Source organism: Sphingomonas sp. (assembly GCF_036402235.1).
Classification (GTDB): domain Bacteria; phylum Pseudomonadota; class Alphaproteobacteria; order Sphingomonadales; family Sphingomonadaceae; genus Sphingomonas.
Map to the genome: position 1 here is coordinate 45,334 of NZ_DASWTG010000076.1, position 14,698 is coordinate 60,031.

The 14,698-nt window shown below is 67.7% G+C and carries 10 protein-coding genes and 1 pseudogene; 3 read left to right on the forward strand and 8 right to left on the reverse strand.

The annotated features are described in order from the left end of the window. Positions 1–10: 10 nt before the first annotated feature. The 3 genes and pseudogenes from VGD28_RS15665 to VGD28_RS15675 all read right to left on the reverse strand — a co-directional run. Positions 11–1,597 carry a pectate lyase gene (locus VGD28_RS15665; RefSeq protein WP_331029284.1) on the reverse strand — a complete coding sequence of 529 codons (1,587 nt, stop codon included), beginning with the start codon at positions 1,595–1,597 and terminating at the stop codon, positions 11–13. Continuing rightward, complete coding sequence (locus VGD28_RS15670) at positions 1,594–1,989, reverse strand: cupin domain-containing protein (protein WP_331029322.1); 396 nt, start codon at positions 1,987–1,989, stop codon at positions 1,594–1,596. The genes VGD28_RS15665 and VGD28_RS15670 overlap by 4 nt, the downstream gene beginning before the upstream one ends. Beyond that, positions 1,981–2,709 (reverse strand): annotated as a pseudogene (locus tag VGD28_RS15675) (ThuA domain-containing protein); the annotation flags it as partial. The pseudogene VGD28_RS15675 and the gene VGD28_RS15670, both read right to left, overlap by 9 nt. Positions 2,710–3,001: 292 nt before the next feature. On the opposite strand from VGD28_RS15675, the gene VGD28_RS15680 reads away from it, so the two are divergent. The 3 genes from VGD28_RS15680 to VGD28_RS15690 are packed head-to-tail and all read left to right on the forward strand — an operon-like array spanning position 3,002 to position 8,507. Continuing rightward, the gene (locus tag VGD28_RS15680) at positions 3,002–5,848 is read left to right on the forward strand and encodes a TonB-dependent receptor (protein WP_331029285.1); all 2,847 of its coding nucleotides are present in this window, start codon (positions 3,002–3,004) and stop codon (positions 5,846–5,848) included. A gap of 14 nt (positions 5,849–5,862) precedes the next feature. Continuing rightward, positions 5,863–6,882 carry an alpha/beta hydrolase gene (locus VGD28_RS15685; RefSeq protein ID WP_331029286.1) on the forward strand — a complete coding sequence of 340 codons (1,020 nt, stop codon included), beginning with the start codon at positions 5,863–5,865 and terminating at the stop codon, positions 6,880–6,882. 23 nt (positions 6,883–6,905) lie between these two features. After that, entirely contained in the window at positions 6,906–8,507 is a 1,602-nt protein-coding gene (locus tag VGD28_RS15690; protein WP_331029287.1) for a family 43 glycosylhydrolase, read from the forward strand. 168 nt (positions 8,508–8,675) lie between these two features. Here VGD28_RS15690 and paoC read toward each other — a convergent pair whose 3' ends face one another. The 5 genes from paoC to VGD28_RS15715 all read right to left on the reverse strand — a co-directional run bounded on the left by paoC (position 8,676) and on the right by VGD28_RS15715 (position 14,694). Then, positions 8,676–10,865 (reverse strand): aldehyde oxidoreductase molybdenum-binding subunit PaoC, encoded by a 2,190-nt coding sequence (gene paoC, locus VGD28_RS15695; RefSeq protein ID WP_331029288.1) that lies wholly within the window; start codon positions 10,863–10,865, stop codon positions 8,676–8,678. Next, the gene (locus VGD28_RS15700) at positions 10,862–11,818 is read right to left on the reverse strand and encodes a xanthine dehydrogenase family protein subunit M (protein WP_331029289.1); all 957 of its coding nucleotides are present in this window, start codon (positions 11,816–11,818) and stop codon (positions 10,862–10,864) included. The genes paoC and VGD28_RS15700 overlap by 4 nt, the downstream gene beginning before the upstream one ends. Then, complete coding sequence (gene paoA / locus VGD28_RS15705; protein ID WP_331029290.1) at positions 11,815–12,447, reverse strand: aldehyde dehydrogenase iron-sulfur subunit PaoA; 633 nt, start codon at positions 12,445–12,447, stop codon at positions 11,815–11,817. The genes VGD28_RS15700 and paoA overlap by 4 nt, the downstream gene beginning before the upstream one ends. A gap of 367 nt (positions 12,448–12,814) precedes the next feature. Next, on the reverse strand, positions 12,815–13,519 hold the full coding sequence (locus VGD28_RS15710) for a class II aldolase/adducin family protein (RefSeq protein ID WP_331029291.1): 705 nt from the start codon (positions 13,517–13,519) through the stop codon (positions 12,815–12,817). 11 nt (positions 13,520–13,530) lie between these two features. Next, on the reverse strand, positions 13,531–14,694 hold the full coding sequence (locus tag VGD28_RS15715; protein ID WP_331029292.1) for an LLM class flavin-dependent oxidoreductase: 1,164 nt from the start codon (positions 14,692–14,694) through the stop codon (positions 13,531–13,533). Positions 14,695–14,698 lie beyond the last annotated feature (4 nt).

Consider the following 14,698-nt stretch of genomic DNA (forward strand, 5'->3'; position numbering starts at 1 on the left):
TGTTCCTATATCAGCTTCCGACGCTTCGTAGCGCACGAATTAATGTTATCATATGATCTATATAAGTGCCAGTCGAGATGCCGACCGGCCCGTTCTCGACCTCGAAGGGCGAGGTGTCAGTGATGTCGCCGACATCGGTCGAACGGAAGTCGCCCGGCGCCACGGCCTTCGAGCCGGGACCGGTATAGGGATGGCTCATCGCCTTGAGCTGGGTCGGCCACCAGCCCTCCGCATTGAGCGAGGCGACCAGCGTCCCGGCGTCCTTGCCGCCGGCGACATTCTTGTCCGACCCCGGCTCGACCGCGGCCAGCCAGTATTTGGCGAGCGGCTGGCGCCCTTTCAGCAGCGGCGAATCCTTCGACGCCACCCCGCCCGGCGTCGCCTTGAGCTTGTCATATGCGCGGCGCAGCTTGGCGGTGTCGATCGAGCGGCGGGCGTTGTAGTGGCCGATCGTGTGCGCGGGGTCGTGATCGGCATAATATTCGCCGTTCACGACGTTCGATCCGCGGCGGTGGACCCAGAGCGGCCTGTTGGTGCCGATTTCGACGAAGGTCGGGAATTGCCGCCCGCCCTCGCGCAGCTCTGCGGGCAGCCGCACGCTCTCCAGCCAGTCGAGCGCGGCCGGGACCGGTGCGAGATATCTGGCGTCGCCGGTCAGCTTGTAGAAGTTGAGCAGTTGCTCGATGTTCGACGCGGTGGTGTGGGCGACCAGGGCCTTGGGTTCATAGGTGCGGGCGCCCGCGGGCTTCAGATCCATCGTGTGCTGCAGGCCCCAGCCCGCCTGCGGCGCGGGCTGCTGGGTCTTGAGATAAATGTCCATCGCGCGTTCGATCGCGGGCAGGATGCGCTTGTCGCCGATCGCCTGGTGATAGGTCAGCAGCACGTCGATATTGTCGTGGATCACCCCGTCGTTGAAGGTGATCAGGCCGGTATAGTCAGGCTTGCCGTGCAGCCCGCCATTGGGGACGCGCGGCCAGCGCTGCGGCCAGCCGCCGTTCGGGAGCTGGCTCGCGAAGATGAAGTCGATCGCCTTGTCGAGGCCGGCCTTGAAGCGCTTCTCGCGCTTTTCGGCATAGATGCGGATCAGCAGCCGGATCGCCTCGCCCGTGCCCTGATCGTCGAAGGTGGCATTGCCCCAATTGTGCTGGAATTCCTCCATGCGCCAGGCGTTCTTGCCGATCGTGTCGTACCAGCGCCGGGTCGATTCCGGCCCGCCAAAGTCGATGAAATAGCCCCAGCCGCCTTTGGGCAGCTGCCCCGCGATCAGCGATTCCGCCGCCTTGGCTGCAGCTTCGTAATAATAGTCGTCGCCGGTGGCGCTGTACGCGTCGAGATAGAGATGCCCCATCGTCGCGGTGCCCGGCGGCTGTACCCACACCATGGTGTTGTATGCCTCGAGCTCGCCCCACACGCGCGACCGGTCCGGCAGGTACGACCAGAGATAGCCGCCGCGATAGGCCAGCTTCTCGACCATGAAGCGCGTCGCCCGCTTCATCGTCTCGGCGATCTGCGCCTTCGACACGGTCTGCGACAGCGCGGTGCCGGGGGTGAGCGCGAGCGTCGCCGACGCGGCGAGCAGGGAGCGGCGTGAGATCATTTCTGGGGCACCTTTTCGAGCGGATAGCTGATGATGAGGACGAGCGGCGCCGTGCCGGTCTGGCGGATGCCGACCTGCGCGCCGGTGTAGAGATAGGCGGTCATGCCGGGCCTGAGCCTGGCGGTGGCGCCGTCCGAGACGACCTCGCCTTCGCCGGAGACGACCGCATAGACCTCGTCATGCTCGATCGGATGGACGCCGATCGCCGAGCCGGGGTGAAGCGAGCGCTTGCGGTACTCCATCATCCGCCCGGGCACGCCGTCGGTGATGCGCCAAGCGGTGCTCATGCCGATCTTGCCGTGGGGGGTCGGCTCGTCGCGCTGCTTCGCGGCCTCGTCGATCACCACCATCGGCCGAGCGCCGCGCCCGATCGCCCAGTCGATCCCGCCCATGACATGGCCGACGATGCGGGGATCGGACCATGCCTCTGCGGTGTGGCCGAGCGCGGTGTAGAACACCCGCCCGCCCTCGAAGCCGTGCGCCCAGGCGAGCGGGCGCGGGTTCGCCCCCTTCTCGCCGATCGAGGCCGGGTCGAGCATCAGCAGCGGGCGCAACCGCGGATCAAGATCGTCGAACCAATACCATTCGTCGACCAGCTCGAACGTCGCAGGCAGGCCGCGGATCGCGGGGTGATCGAGATCGGCCCGGGTGATCTTGCCCTTGGGCGCGCCCCCCGGGTGCCGCGCGAAGCGCCCGCCGATCATCCGGCCGTACCAGTCCCAGTTATAGTGCGAATCGGCAGCGCCATGAATGCCGACGATCCCGCCGCCGCCACGCACGAAGGCCTGCAGCGCATCGCGCCGCGCGCCGGTCAGCCATTCGCCCGACGCGCTCTCCTTCGGCCGCGTCGTCGTGTTCAGCAGCACGATCGCCTTGAAACGCTTGAGCGTCGCCGCATCGTCGAACAGCGCCGGGTCCTCGCTCGCGGTGACGGCATAGCCCTTCGCCTTCGCCGCCGCGCTGATCGCGGCGATCGCCGGCTCGATCGAGGCGTGGCGAAAGCCGGTGGTGTGGCTGAAGATCAGCACGGCGGGCTGGGGTGCGGGCGATGGCGGGGACGGCGCGGCGGCGCCGAGCAGCAAGGCCCCCAGGACCAGCAGGATCGTACGCATTCCGGCATCCCTCTCTTCATGACCAGGGGCGATGCCCCGTCCTCGCGCTTCTGAAGCACCTTCTTGACACGGGCGCCGTTAGCGAACAATGTGCCAATGACACCGGTTTCTCAAGCGGAAAATTGCCGGTGCGAGACCGCGACAACGCGGCGAAAACGGGAGGATCGCGCTGATTTCGCCGCGAATCGCGGCAGGCACCCCCTCCCGAAAGTCATTTTGCCCGCTGCCCCGGTGGCAGCAGGTGTTGAATAGCCACCGGTGTCATCTGACACCGATTGAGAGGGGAAGTTCGATGCGTGTTACTCTATGCCGCCGGGGCGCGCGGCTGCTCGCCGCCACCTCGGCCCTTGTTATCGCTACCGCCGCCCAGGCGCAGGACGCGCAGACCGCCGAGCCGGCCGCCGAGGAAACGGAGGAAGTGGTTGTCTCCGGCTTCCGCGCCTCGCTCGACGCCGCGCTCAACGTGAAGCGCGATTCGGTCGCGGCCGTCGACGCGATCGTCGCGGAGGACATCGCCAAATTCCCCGACCAGAACCTCGCCGAATCGCTTCAGCGCATTCCGGGCATCGCGATCCAGCGCGACGGCGGCGAAGGGCGTGCGATCACCGTGCGCGGCCTCGGCTCGCAATTCACGCGCGTCCGCGTGAACGGGCTTGAAACGATCACCACCAGCCATGACGGCGCCGCATCGAACCGCGACCGTGCGTTCGACTTCAACGTCTTCGCCTCGGAGCTGTTCAGCTCGATCGTCGTCCACAAGACCGCGTCGGCCGATCTCGACGAAGGCTCGCTCGGCGCGGTGGTCGACCTCAACACCGGCAACCCGCTCAAGGGCAAGGAAGGCCTCACCTTCGCGGCTTCGGCACAGGGCAGCTATAACGACCTGTCCGATACCTGGGGGCCGCGCGTCGCCGGCCTGCTCGCCTGGAAATCGCCCGACGGCACGCTCGGCGCCTCGATCTCGGCCGCGTACCAGAAGACCCGTACCAAGGAGATCGGCAACAACACCGTGCGCTGGGCGCAAGCGCGCTTCGATTCGGTGGACGGCGTACCCTGCTGGACGACCACCGCCACCAGCGGCATCGGCGTTCCCAATTCGGGCGGCGTCTACACCAACGGCCGTGTCGCGGCATGCGATCGGGCCGCATTGGCCTTTCACCCGCGTATTCCCCGCTATGGCGAGGTGACGCATTATCGCGAGCGTCTCGGCCTCACCGGCAGCATCCAGTGGTCGCCGTCCGATGCCACCAAAATCTCGATCGACGGCCTCTATTCCAAATTCAAGGCGGACCGTCGCGAGAAATGGGGCGAGGTGCTGCTGCGGTCGAACGAACGCTCGATCGACGTTGTCAATCCAGTCTATGACGACAATGGCAACATGATCGCCGCCACGCTCAACGACGCATGGGTCCGCACCGAGCATTTCCTCAAGAAGACCGAAACCGAATTCTATCAGATCGGCGCGAGCTGGGACCAGGACGTCACCGACAATTTCCGCTTCACGCTGCTCGGCGGCTTCTCGAAGTCGGATGCGCAGGTGCCGGTCGAGACGACGATCGTGTTCGACGACCGCGATGCGCAGGGCTACAGCTACGACTATCGCAACATGGACTTCCCGACGCTGACCTTCGGCACCAGCGTCACCACCCCCGGCAACTTCCAGCTCGCCGAGATCCGCGACCGTCCGTCGAGCGTGGTCAACAAGTTCAAGACCGCGCAGCTGCGCACGGAATGGGACGTCACGGAAGGATTCACGGTCAAGGCCGGCGCGGTCTGGCGGCGCTATGACTTCGACGTCACCGCCTTTACCCGCGACACCGCGGTGTGCGGCAATGGCGGCGTCGATCGCGTGCTGGGCACGATCACCTGCTCGCCCAGCTCCGCCTTCGGCCCGACTGCCATCTATGGCTTCCCGGTGACGTCTGCCCTGTCGGAGCTGTTCACGCTGCGTGGCGCCGACGCGCCGAGCGGCACGACCACCCAGTGGCTGATCCCGAACCTAGCCGCGGCGACTGACTACACCCGGCTCTATAGCCGTACCGCGACGCCGGATCTTGGCAACAATCGCGGCGTGCGGGAGGAGACGGCGGGCGGTTACCTCCAGTTCGATGCGAAGGGCGAACTGCTGGGGCTCGAATATGCGCTCAATGCGGGCATCCGCTATGTGCGTACCGACCAGACTTCCTATGCGATCACCAACGTCGCGCCGGTCGAGCGCGACTATGAGGACTGGCTGCCGGCACTCAACGTCGCCTTCTATCCGCACAAGGACGTCATCGTCCGCGGCGCGATCGCCAAGGTGATGACGCGCCCCTCGCTGGGCAACCTCACGCCCGGTGGTTCGGCGGACGGCTTCAACTATCGCATCACGCGCGGCAACCCCGACCTGCTGCCGTTCCGCGCGACCAATTTCGACGTCGCGGTGGAATGGTATTTCGCGCCGCAGTCGATCTTCTCGGTCGCGCTGTTCAAGAAGAATGTCGAGAGCTTCCCGGTTGCAACGTCGGTCTCGGGCACCTTCACCGAAACCGGTTTGTCGCCGTCGCTGCTCAACCCGTCGTCGCCCGCAGCGCTCAACCCGGCGCAGCAGTCGCAACCGATCTGGACGATCTCGACCACGGGCAACGGCACCGGTGCGTCGCTCAAGGGCGCCGAGATCGCGCTGCAGGCGCCCTTCAAGTTCCTGCCGGGCTTCCTGTCGAACTTCGGCGGCATCGTGAATGCGACCTTCGTCGACTCCTCGGCGGTCTATACCCAGCAGGGTCCGGCCACCACGCCCGGCGGCGCGCTGCCCAACGTGACGCGCGAGGACACGCTGTACGGCCTGTCCAAGAAACAGTTCAACGCCACACTCTATTATGAGGACAGTAGGTTCAGCGCACGCGCGTCGGTCAGCTATCGCGACGGCTTCAACGACGCGGGCTCGGCAACGGGCAATATCTTCGAGGGCTACGCGCCGATCACCAATGTCGATGCGTCCATCCGCTACAAGGTGACCGACTATCTCGAGCTGTCGGTCGAAGGCACCAACCTGACCGACGCCTATCGCGAGCGTTGGGTCGACGTCGATGTGCGCCGCAATTACGAGAACAATCACTTCGGCCGCACCATCCTGGTCGGCGCGCGCGTGAAGATGTGACCGAGAGGGGGAGTATGGCGGACCGGAACGAGACGCTTTTTCGGCCCGGCCGCCGTGCTTTTCTGACTGCTGCGGGCGGCGGGGCGGTGTTCGCCTCCGCCGCCTTCGGCCAGACCGCGCCGCCGGCCACCGGAACGCCGGGGCCGGCGCGCATGCCCGATCCCGCCGAGACGATCGAGCTGTGGCCGAAGGGCGCGCCGGGCATGCCCGCCACGCCCCCGGTCGAGACGGTCAACGAGCGCAGCAAGGACGCGTCGTTCCACGACCGCTCGGTCTTCGGCATCACCCGCCCGCGGCTTGCGGTGTTCCGTCCGGCCAACCCCAATGGCGCCGCAGTGATGATCACCCCCGGCGGCGGCTATCGCTGGGTGGTGGTCGACAAGGAAGGCTATGAGCTCGGCCGCTGGCTGTCGGCGCGCGGCTTCACCGTCTTCGTCCTCTTCTATCGCCTGCCGGGCGAGGGCTGGGCCGCAGGGCCGAACGTCGCCCTGTCCGATGCGCAGCGCGCCATGCGGCTGATCCGCCATCGCGCACGCGACTATGGCATCGACCCCGAGCGCATCGCCGCAATGGGCTTTTCCGCGGGCGGGCATCTGTGCGCCGACCTGCTCACCCGCTTCGCCACGCGCACCTATGATCCTGTGGACGCTGCCGACAGCCTGGCCGCGCGCCCGGCGGCGGCGGCACCGATCTACCCGGTGATCAGCATGACCGCACCCGTGGCGCATGCCGGATCGCGCGAGCTGCTGATCGGCAAGGACGCCAGCCCCGCGCTGGAGCGCGCGCATTCGCCGCATCTCAACGTCCCCGCCGACGCGCCGCCCGTCTTCCTCGTCCATGCCGAGGACGACGCCTCGGTCCCGGTCGAGAATGCGCTGCTGCTCCGCGCCGCGCTGCGCGCGAAGAACATTCCGGTCGAGACCCATCTCTTCGCGCAAGGCGGCCATGGCTTCGGCCTGCGCAACACCGCCGGCAAGCCGGTCGCGATCTGGCCCGAGCTGTTCGCCGGCTGGGCCAAGGGGCTCATCGTCTAACGCTCACTCATCAGGATCACGCGATGCATCTGAACCGACGCGACATCATGAGCGCCGCGCTTGCCGGCGGCGGCACGCTTCTGACCCCGGCCGCCGCCGCCGCACGCGCCGTTACGGTGAAGGAGCCCGCGCCCGACTGGAAGCGCGGCTTCGACAATCAGCGCATCCCCGATCTCGGCGACGGGCGCTTCCTCAACCCGCTGATGGCGGGCGACCATCCCGATCCGACGATCCTCAAGGACGGGAAGGACTATTACATGACCTTCTCGACCTTCGATTCCTATCCCGGGCTGGTCATCTGGCACTCGCGCGACCTGATCAACTGGCGCCCGATCACCGCGGCGCTGACCAAGTTCATCGGATCGGTCTGGGCGCCCGAGTTATGCAAGCACAAGGGCCGCTATTATCTCTACATCCCGACCAAGAACCCGACGACCAGCTGGGTGATCTGGGCCGACAAGATCGAGGGACCGTGGAGCGATCCGATCGACCTCAAGCTCCCCGCCCATATCGATCCCGGCCATGCCGTGGGCGAGGACGGATCGCGCTGGCTGTTCCTGTCGGGCGGCGACCGGGTGCGCCTGTCGGACGACGGCCTCAGCCGCATCGGCGAGCCCGAGCATGTCTATGATCCGTGGCGCTATCCCAGCGACTGGATCGTCGAGGGGTTCGCGCCCGAGGGGCCGAAGATCACCCGCCACAATGGCTGGTTCTACATGATCACCGCGGTCGGCGGTACCGCGGGCCCGCCGACCGGCCATATGGTCATCGCCGCGCGCTCGAAATCGATCAACGGGCCGTGGGAGAATTGCCCGCACAACCCGCTGGTGCGCACTACATCTTCGCAAGAGAAATGGTGGTCGCGCGGCCATGCCACGCTGGTCGAGGGGCCGGACGGCGGCTGGTGGGCGGTCTATCACGGCTTCGAGAACGGCTATTGGACGCTGGGACGGCAGGCGCTGCTCGACCCGGTCGAATGGACCGCCGACGGCTGGTTCCGAATGAAGGGCGGCGACCTCTCCCAGCCGATCGCCAAGCCCAAGGGTGGCGAGAAGGCCGGGCCGCACGGCATGGCGCTGTCGGACGATTTCAGCAGCCTTGCGCTCGGCACCAAATGGAATTTCTTCAAGCCCGCCGCCGACGAGCGCACGCGCGCCCGGGTCGAGAACGGATCGCTGGTGCTCAAGGCGCGCGGCGTCGCGCCCTCCTCATCCTCCCCGCTGCTGCTGATCGCCGGCGACATCGCCTATCGCTTCGAATGCGATATCGAGATCGCGCCGGGCGGGGTCGCTGGGCTGATCCTGTTCTATGACGAGAAGCTCTATTGCGGCCTCGGCTTCGACGAGAAGCGCTTCGTCACGCACCAATACGGCATCGAACGCGGGCGCCCCGCAAATCCGCATGGCCGGAAAATGCGGATGCGCGTCACCAATGACCGCCACATCGTCACCTACGATATGTCGAGTGACGGCGGGAAGACGTGGACGCGGTTCGACCGCGGCATGGAGGTGTCGGGCTACCACCACAATGTCCGCGGCGGCTTTCTGATGCTGCGCCCCGGCCTCTATTCGGCGGGAGAAGGCGAGGCGAGGTTCACCAACTTCAAGTTCGAGGCGCTGACGTAGGCCCAGAACGGGCCGGCATTCCAATCCTCCCCCGCCAGGGGGAGGTGTCAGCGAAGCTGACGGAGGGGGCGGATGCCAGAACGGCAGCGGTTCGCTTCCTCCCCCTCCGACGCACTGTGCGCGCCACCTCTCCCTGGCAGGGGAGGATTTGGCGGGGGCCGATCCGACTCAGGCCACCGTCGGCAGCCGGTCGAGGAACTTGTCGAGCGTGACCGGATATTCGCGCACGCGCACGCCGGTCGCGTTGTAGACCGCATTGGCCACCGCCGCCGCGACCCCGCAGATGCCCAGCTCGCCCACCCCCTTCGCCTTCATCGGCGAGGCGAGCGGATCGACCTCGTCGAGGAAGATGCATTCCTGATGCGGGATGTCGGCATGGACCGGCACCTCGTAGCCGGCCAAGTCGTGGTTGACGAAGAAGCCGAAGCGCTTGTCGACCGCCAGCTCCTCCATCAGCGCGCCGCCCGCGGCCATGGTCATCGCGCCGATCACCTGGCTGCGCGCCGATTTGGGGTTGAGGATGCGCCCCGCGGCGCACACCGCGAGCATGCGGCGGATGCGAATTTCGCCGGTATAGGCGTGCACCGCCGCCTCGGCGAAATGCCCGGCAAAGGTCGATTGCTGGTAGCGGCGGCCAAGGTCGCCGAACTCGATCGCGTCCTCGACCACCAGCTCGCCTTCGCGCGCCGCCTCGCCCAGCGCTATGCTGCGCTTGCCCGCGCGGACCTTGCCGCCGGCGAAGGTCGCCGTCGCGGGATCGAGACCCAGCTTCTGCGCAATCGTCTCGCGCAATTTATTGCACGCGGCATAGACGCCGGAGGTCGAGCTCGCCGCGCCCCATTGCCCGCCCGATCCGGCCGAGACCGGGAAGCTCGAATCGCCCAGCCGCACCTCGACCCGATCGAGCGGCACGCCCATCATCTCGGCAGCGGTCTGCGCGATGATCGTGTAGCTGCCGGTGCCGATGTCGGTCATGTCGGTCTCGACCGTGATGCGCCCGTCCGCGCTTAGCCGCACGCGCGCGCCCGACTTCATCGTCGGCGCGTTGCGGAAGCCCGCCGCGACGCCCATCCCGACCAGCCATTGACCCTCGCGCCGGCTCGCAGGCTTGAGCGGCCGGTTGGCCCAGCCGAATTTCTCCGCGCCCAGCCGAAGGCACTCGATCAGACGGCGCTGCGAGAAGGGCTTGGGCGGGTTCTCGGGCACCACCTGCGTGTCGTTGAGGATGCGGAACTCGACCGGATCCATGCCCAGCTTCTCGGCGATCTCGTCGATTGCGACCTCCAGCGCCATCATCCCCGGCGCCTCGCCCGGCGCGCGCATCGCATTGCCCTCGGGCAGATCGAGCACCGCAAGGCGGCACTGCAGCATGCGGTTCTCGCCGGCATAGAGGAAGCGCGTCTGCTGCACGCCATTCTCGATCCCGCCGCCAGGCAGGTCGCCCGACCAGCTTTCATGCCCGATCGCGGTGATCTTGCCCTCGCGCGTCGCGCCGATGCGGATGCGCTGGATCGTCGCGGGGCGGTGCGGCGTGTTGTTGAACATCAGCGGGCGTTGCAGCGCGACCTTGACCGGCCGCCCCGCCTGCTTCGCGCCCAGCGCGGCAAGGATCGCGTCGGCGCGGACGAACAGCTTCCCGCCGAAACCCCCGCCGATATAGGGCGAGACCAGCCGCACCTTCTCGCGTGGGATGCCGAGAGTGCGCGCGACATCGCCGCGGCCCCAGTTGATCATCTGGTTCGACGTCCATAGCGTCAGCTGGTCGCCCTCCCACGCCGCGATCGTCGCGTGCGGCTCCATCATCGCATGCGCCTGGTCGGGCGTGTGATAGGTCGCGTCGATCGTCACCGGCGCCGAGGCGAAGGCCGCGTCGAAATCGCCCAGCTTGATGTCCGCCTGCTCGCGGCTCGGCTGCGCGCGCGCCTTCTCGTCATGCAGGTCGAACGCACCCTTCGCCCGCGCATAATCGACCCGCACCAGCGCGGCGGCGGCGCGTGCCTGCTCGAACGTCTCGGCGACGACCAGCGCGACCGCCTGATGATAATGCTGGATCTCCGGCCCGCCGAGCAGCCTGGCGGTGTTGAAATTGCCCTTTTCGAGCTTGCCGGCATTGTCGGCGGTGACGATCGCCAGCACGCCCGGCGATGCCTTGGCCTCGCTCAGATCGATGCGCTCGATCCGCCCCTTGGCGATCGCCGATCCGACGACGAAGCCATAAGCGGCGCCCGGCGCGGGATGCTCATAGGCATAGGGCGCAGTGCCCGTGGTCTTTAGCGGGCCCTCGATGCGGTCGGTGGACTTGCCGACGATCTTGAGCTGATCGATCGGATTGGTGCCTGCGGGCGTGTCGAACTTCATGACCTTGCTCCCGCTTCCGCCAGCACCGCGCCGAGCGTGCGCTCGACCAGCGTGACCTTGAACGCATTGTCCGGCCTGGGCCGCGCGCCGGCCATCATGATCTCGGTCACCGCCTTCGCGCCTTGCGCCAGCGCGCGCTCGGCGGCCTCGACCCGCCACGGCTTGGGCGCGACGCCACCCACCGCGACTCGCCCGCTGCCGTCGCGCTGGACGATCGCCCCGACCGACACGAGCGCGAAGGCATAGGACGCCCGGTCGCGCACCTTGTGATAGATGTGCGTGCCGCCGACCGGCGCGGGCAAGGTCACCGCGGTGATCAGCTCGCCCGGTTCGAGCACCGTCTCGACATGCGGCGTGTCGCCGGGCAGCACGTGGAAGTTGGCGAGCGGCACCGACCGCCCCTCGCCGCCGGGCTTGACCGTCTCCACCACCGCATCGAGCGCGCGCATCGCCACTGCCATGTCGCTCGGGTGCGTGGCGATGCACGCCTCGCTCGTCCCGATCACGCCGAGCTGGCGGCTGAACCCGCCGATCGCGGCGCAGCCGGTGCCGGGCTTGCGCTTGTTGCACGGCTGATGCGTGTCGTAGAAATAGGGGCAGCGCGTCCGCTGGAGCAAATTGCCCGCGGTCGTCGCCCGGTTGCGCAGCTGGCCCGACGCGCCCGCCAGCAATGCGCGGCTGAGGAGCGCGTAATCCTTGCGCACCCGCTTGTCGGCGGCGAGGTCGGTGTTGCGGACCAGCGCGCCGATGCGCAGCCCGCCCTCTGCCGTCGGCTCGATCCGGTCGAGTCCGATGCCGTTGACGTCGATCAGGTGCGCCGGCGTCTCGATCTGCAGCTTCATCAGATCGAGCAGATTGGTCCCGCCCGCGATGAACCGCGCGCCCTGCGTCCGCGCCGCGGCGGCTGCGGCCTCGGCCGGGCTGGTCACGCGCTCATAGGTGAAGGGCTTCATGCGCGCCTCCCGGCGACTTCGGTCATCGCGTCGAGGATGTTGGAATAGGCCCCGCAGCGGCAGATATTGCCGCTCATCCGCTCGCGCATCTCGTCATTGGTGGCGCGCGGGCGGGCGTTGAGGTCCGCGGTCGCATGGCTGGGGATGCCCGCGCGGATCTCCTCGAGCACCGCCACCGCCGAGCAGATCTGGCCCGGCGTGCAATAGCCGCACTGATAGCCGTCATGCTTGACGAAGGCGGCCTGCATCGGATGCAGCTTGCCGGGCTGGCCCAGCCCCTCGATCGTCGTGACCGCGTCGCCCTCGTGCATCACCGCAAGGCTCAGGCACGAATTGATGCGGCGCCCGTCAACGATCACCGTGCAAGCGCCGCACTGGCCGTGGTCGCAGCCCTTCTTGGTGCCGGTGAGGTGCAGGTGCTCGCGCAGCGCATCGAGCAGGGTGGTGCGCGGATCGAGGTCGAGCTGGCGCTTCGTGCCGTTCACGGTCAGGGCGACCTTCATCGTCGCCGGCACGGGCTGTAGCGGGGCGGCCTGCGCCTCACCGCCGGGCACGGCTGCCGCGGCAGCGCATACGCCGCCGCCCACCAGAACGCCGCGGCGTGTGACCCCTGTCGTGTCGCTGCTCATCACGCTCCTCCATCCGCGGCGAACCCCTGGCGGGGCGAAAGGTTCAGATCGCTGTCTGTCGCGCCAAGATATGGCGCGTTGGTGACCGCTACCAGCCCTATCCTGCCCGTGGCCCGAAGCTTTCGACGAACGCAAGAATGCGGCCCGGGGCGAACCCCGGACCGCTTCGTGGCCGCTAGAGCGGATCGACATCTAGTGTTCAATCCTCCCCGCCAGGGGGAGGTGTCAGCCCCGGGCTTGTTCCGGGGCTGACGGGGGCGGATGCCAGAGCGCTGGCAGTTCGCTTCCTCCCCCTCCGTCGCGCTGCGCGCGCCACCTCCCCCTGGCGGGGGAGGATGAATGTCGATCCACGCTAGAGCTTCAAGGGCTATTCGGCGGCGACCGCCAGCGTCTCGTCCGGCTTGAGCAGGCCCGACATCTTCCACTGCTGATCGAGCACGCCAGGGCCATAGTCCTTGGCACCGCCCAGCGTCTCGGCGACCGCCTGGAACTGCGCGCCTTCCTCGAGCAGCACGATATAGCTCGCCAGCGCCAACAGCCCCTTGCGGCCCCACGCAGTCGATCCGCCATTCGCCTCGAGGATCGCGGGCACCTCGGGATCGCGGCTGAGCACTTCGAGGATGAAGTTCGCCTCGCCCTGGCGCCGGTCGATATAGATCGGCAGCTCGCGCGCCCGGGTCCAGCGCTGGACCGGAACGTAGCGGATCGGCAGCGCGCGGTGGCTCTGCGACCAGGCACCGAGATAGACGGTGTGGACATGGCTCACCGTGGTGATGTCGGCATGCGCCTGGAAGATCGAGAGATAGCGCCCGCCGCCCAGGTTCGCGCCCGGCGGCCCCTGCAGCACCTCGCCGTCGAGCGCATAGATGGTCGGCTTGAGCTCGGCCTCCGGCGCGAACGGGCCGGGATAGCCGATCGATACCACCGCCTCCTCGCCGGGCACGCGCTCGACGAAGTTGACGGTGCCGCTCGGCGCGATCGTGCCGGTCGCGGTGAGTCCCCGGAACGCGATGCCCGCGTCGCGGATCGCGGTGGCCGCGAAATCGGTGATGGTCGAATTGAGCTTGGTCATGGTGCGTCTCCTTATTCGGCGGCTTCGAGCAATGGGGTGCGGGCGGCGGTGCGGCCGAGCAGCGGGAGCACCTCCTCGCCGATGCGATAGGCCTCCTCGAGATGCGGGGTGCCGGCGAGGATGAAGGCGTCGGCGCCGCGGCGGATCAGCTCGTCGAGCTGCTCGGCGCATTGCTCGTAGCTGCCGACGATGCCGAGCGCCGGGCCGCCGCGCAGCAGGTTGAACCCGCCCCAGAGGTTCTTGCCCACGACCAGCTCCTCCCAGCGCTTCGCCTCGGTCGGGCGCAGCGCCGCCTGGCGCGATGCGCCGACCGAGTCGGTGGGTTGGCCGCGCCACTGCGCGCGGGTCGCGTCGCTGACATTCTCGAACCCGATGCGGATGTCCTCCCACGCCTCCTCCTCGGTCGGGCGCGCGACGAGATCGACGCGGATCGCGCATTTCTGCTCGCCGCCAAGCTGCGCGGTGCGTTCCTTCACCCGCGCGAACTTGTCAGTGATCTGCGCATAGGGCTCGAGCCAGGAGAGATAGTAATCGGCGTGCCTGGCCGCCGATTGCAGCGCCGCGTCGGACGATCCCGAGAACCAGATCTCCGGCACCTCCTCGCGCGCCAGCAGCGGCGAGAGATGATCGCCCTTCACCTGATAGAAGCGGCCGTCATAGTCGAAGGGCTGCCCGCGCCACACGCCGCGGAAGATGTCGAGGAACTCGGTGGTGCGGCCATAGCGGTCGTCGTGCGCGAAGCTGTCGCCCCACCACAGCTGCGACGGGCCGCCGCCGCCGGTGATGATGTTGAACACCGTCCGCCCGCCGGTCGCGCGTTGCAGGCTCGCGGAAAGCCGCGCGGCGTGGACGGGATCGAGGAAGCCCGGCTGGAACGCGATCATGAAGCGGAAGGTCTTGGTCTCGCGCGCCAGCAACGGCGAGATCGTCCAGGGATCGTCGGTATTGGGAAAGGACGGGATCAGCCCGCCGATGAACCCCGACAGCTCGGCCGCCTTCGCGATCTCGACGAGGTGGTCGATATAGCGATAGCCATCGTCCTCCCCTTCGGGCGTGAGGCCCGGCGTCTGGTTGCCGGGCTTGAGCGGCGACCAGTCGCCCCGGTCATAGGAGCCGCGGCGGATGGTGGCGTGGCAGCCATGGGTGGGCAGGCGCCAGTAGAAATCGATCGACATGATG

Coding starts and splice junctions, on each gene's coding strand:
- VGD28_RS15670 (WP_331029322.1), bottom strand. CDS start 1,989: ATGGGCGGGATCGACTGGGCGATCGGGCGCGGCGCTCGGCCGATGGTG.
- VGD28_RS15690 (WP_331029287.1), top strand. CDS start 6,906: ATGCATCTGAACCGACGCGACATCATGAGCGCCGCGCTTGCCGGCGGC.
- paoA (WP_331029290.1), bottom strand. CDS start 12,447: ATGAGCAGCGACACGACAGGGGTCACACGCCGCGGCGTTCTGGTGGGC.
- VGD28_RS15685 (WP_331029286.1), top strand. CDS start 5,863: ATGGCGGACCGGAACGAGACGCTTTTTCGGCCCGGCCGCCGTGCTTTT.
- VGD28_RS15680 (WP_331029285.1), top strand. CDS start 3,002: ATGCGTGTTACTCTATGCCGCCGGGGCGCGCGGCTGCTCGCCGCCACC.
- paoC (WP_331029288.1), bottom strand. CDS start 10,865: ATGAAGTTCGACACGCCCGCAGGCACCAATCCGATCGATCAGCTCAAG.
- VGD28_RS15665 (WP_331029284.1), bottom strand. CDS start 1,597: ATGATCTCACGCCGCTCCCTGCTCGCCGCGTCGGCGACGCTCGCGCTC.
- VGD28_RS15710 (WP_331029291.1), bottom strand. CDS start 13,519: ATGACCAAGCTCAATTCGACCATCACCGATTTCGCGGCCACCGCGATC.
- VGD28_RS15715 (WP_331029292.1), bottom strand. CDS start 14,694: ATGTCGATCGATTTCTACTGGCGCCTGCCCACCCATGGCTGCCACGCC.
- VGD28_RS15700 (WP_331029289.1), bottom strand. CDS start 11,818: ATGAAGCCCTTCACCTATGAGCGCGTGACCAGCCCGGCCGAGGCCGCA.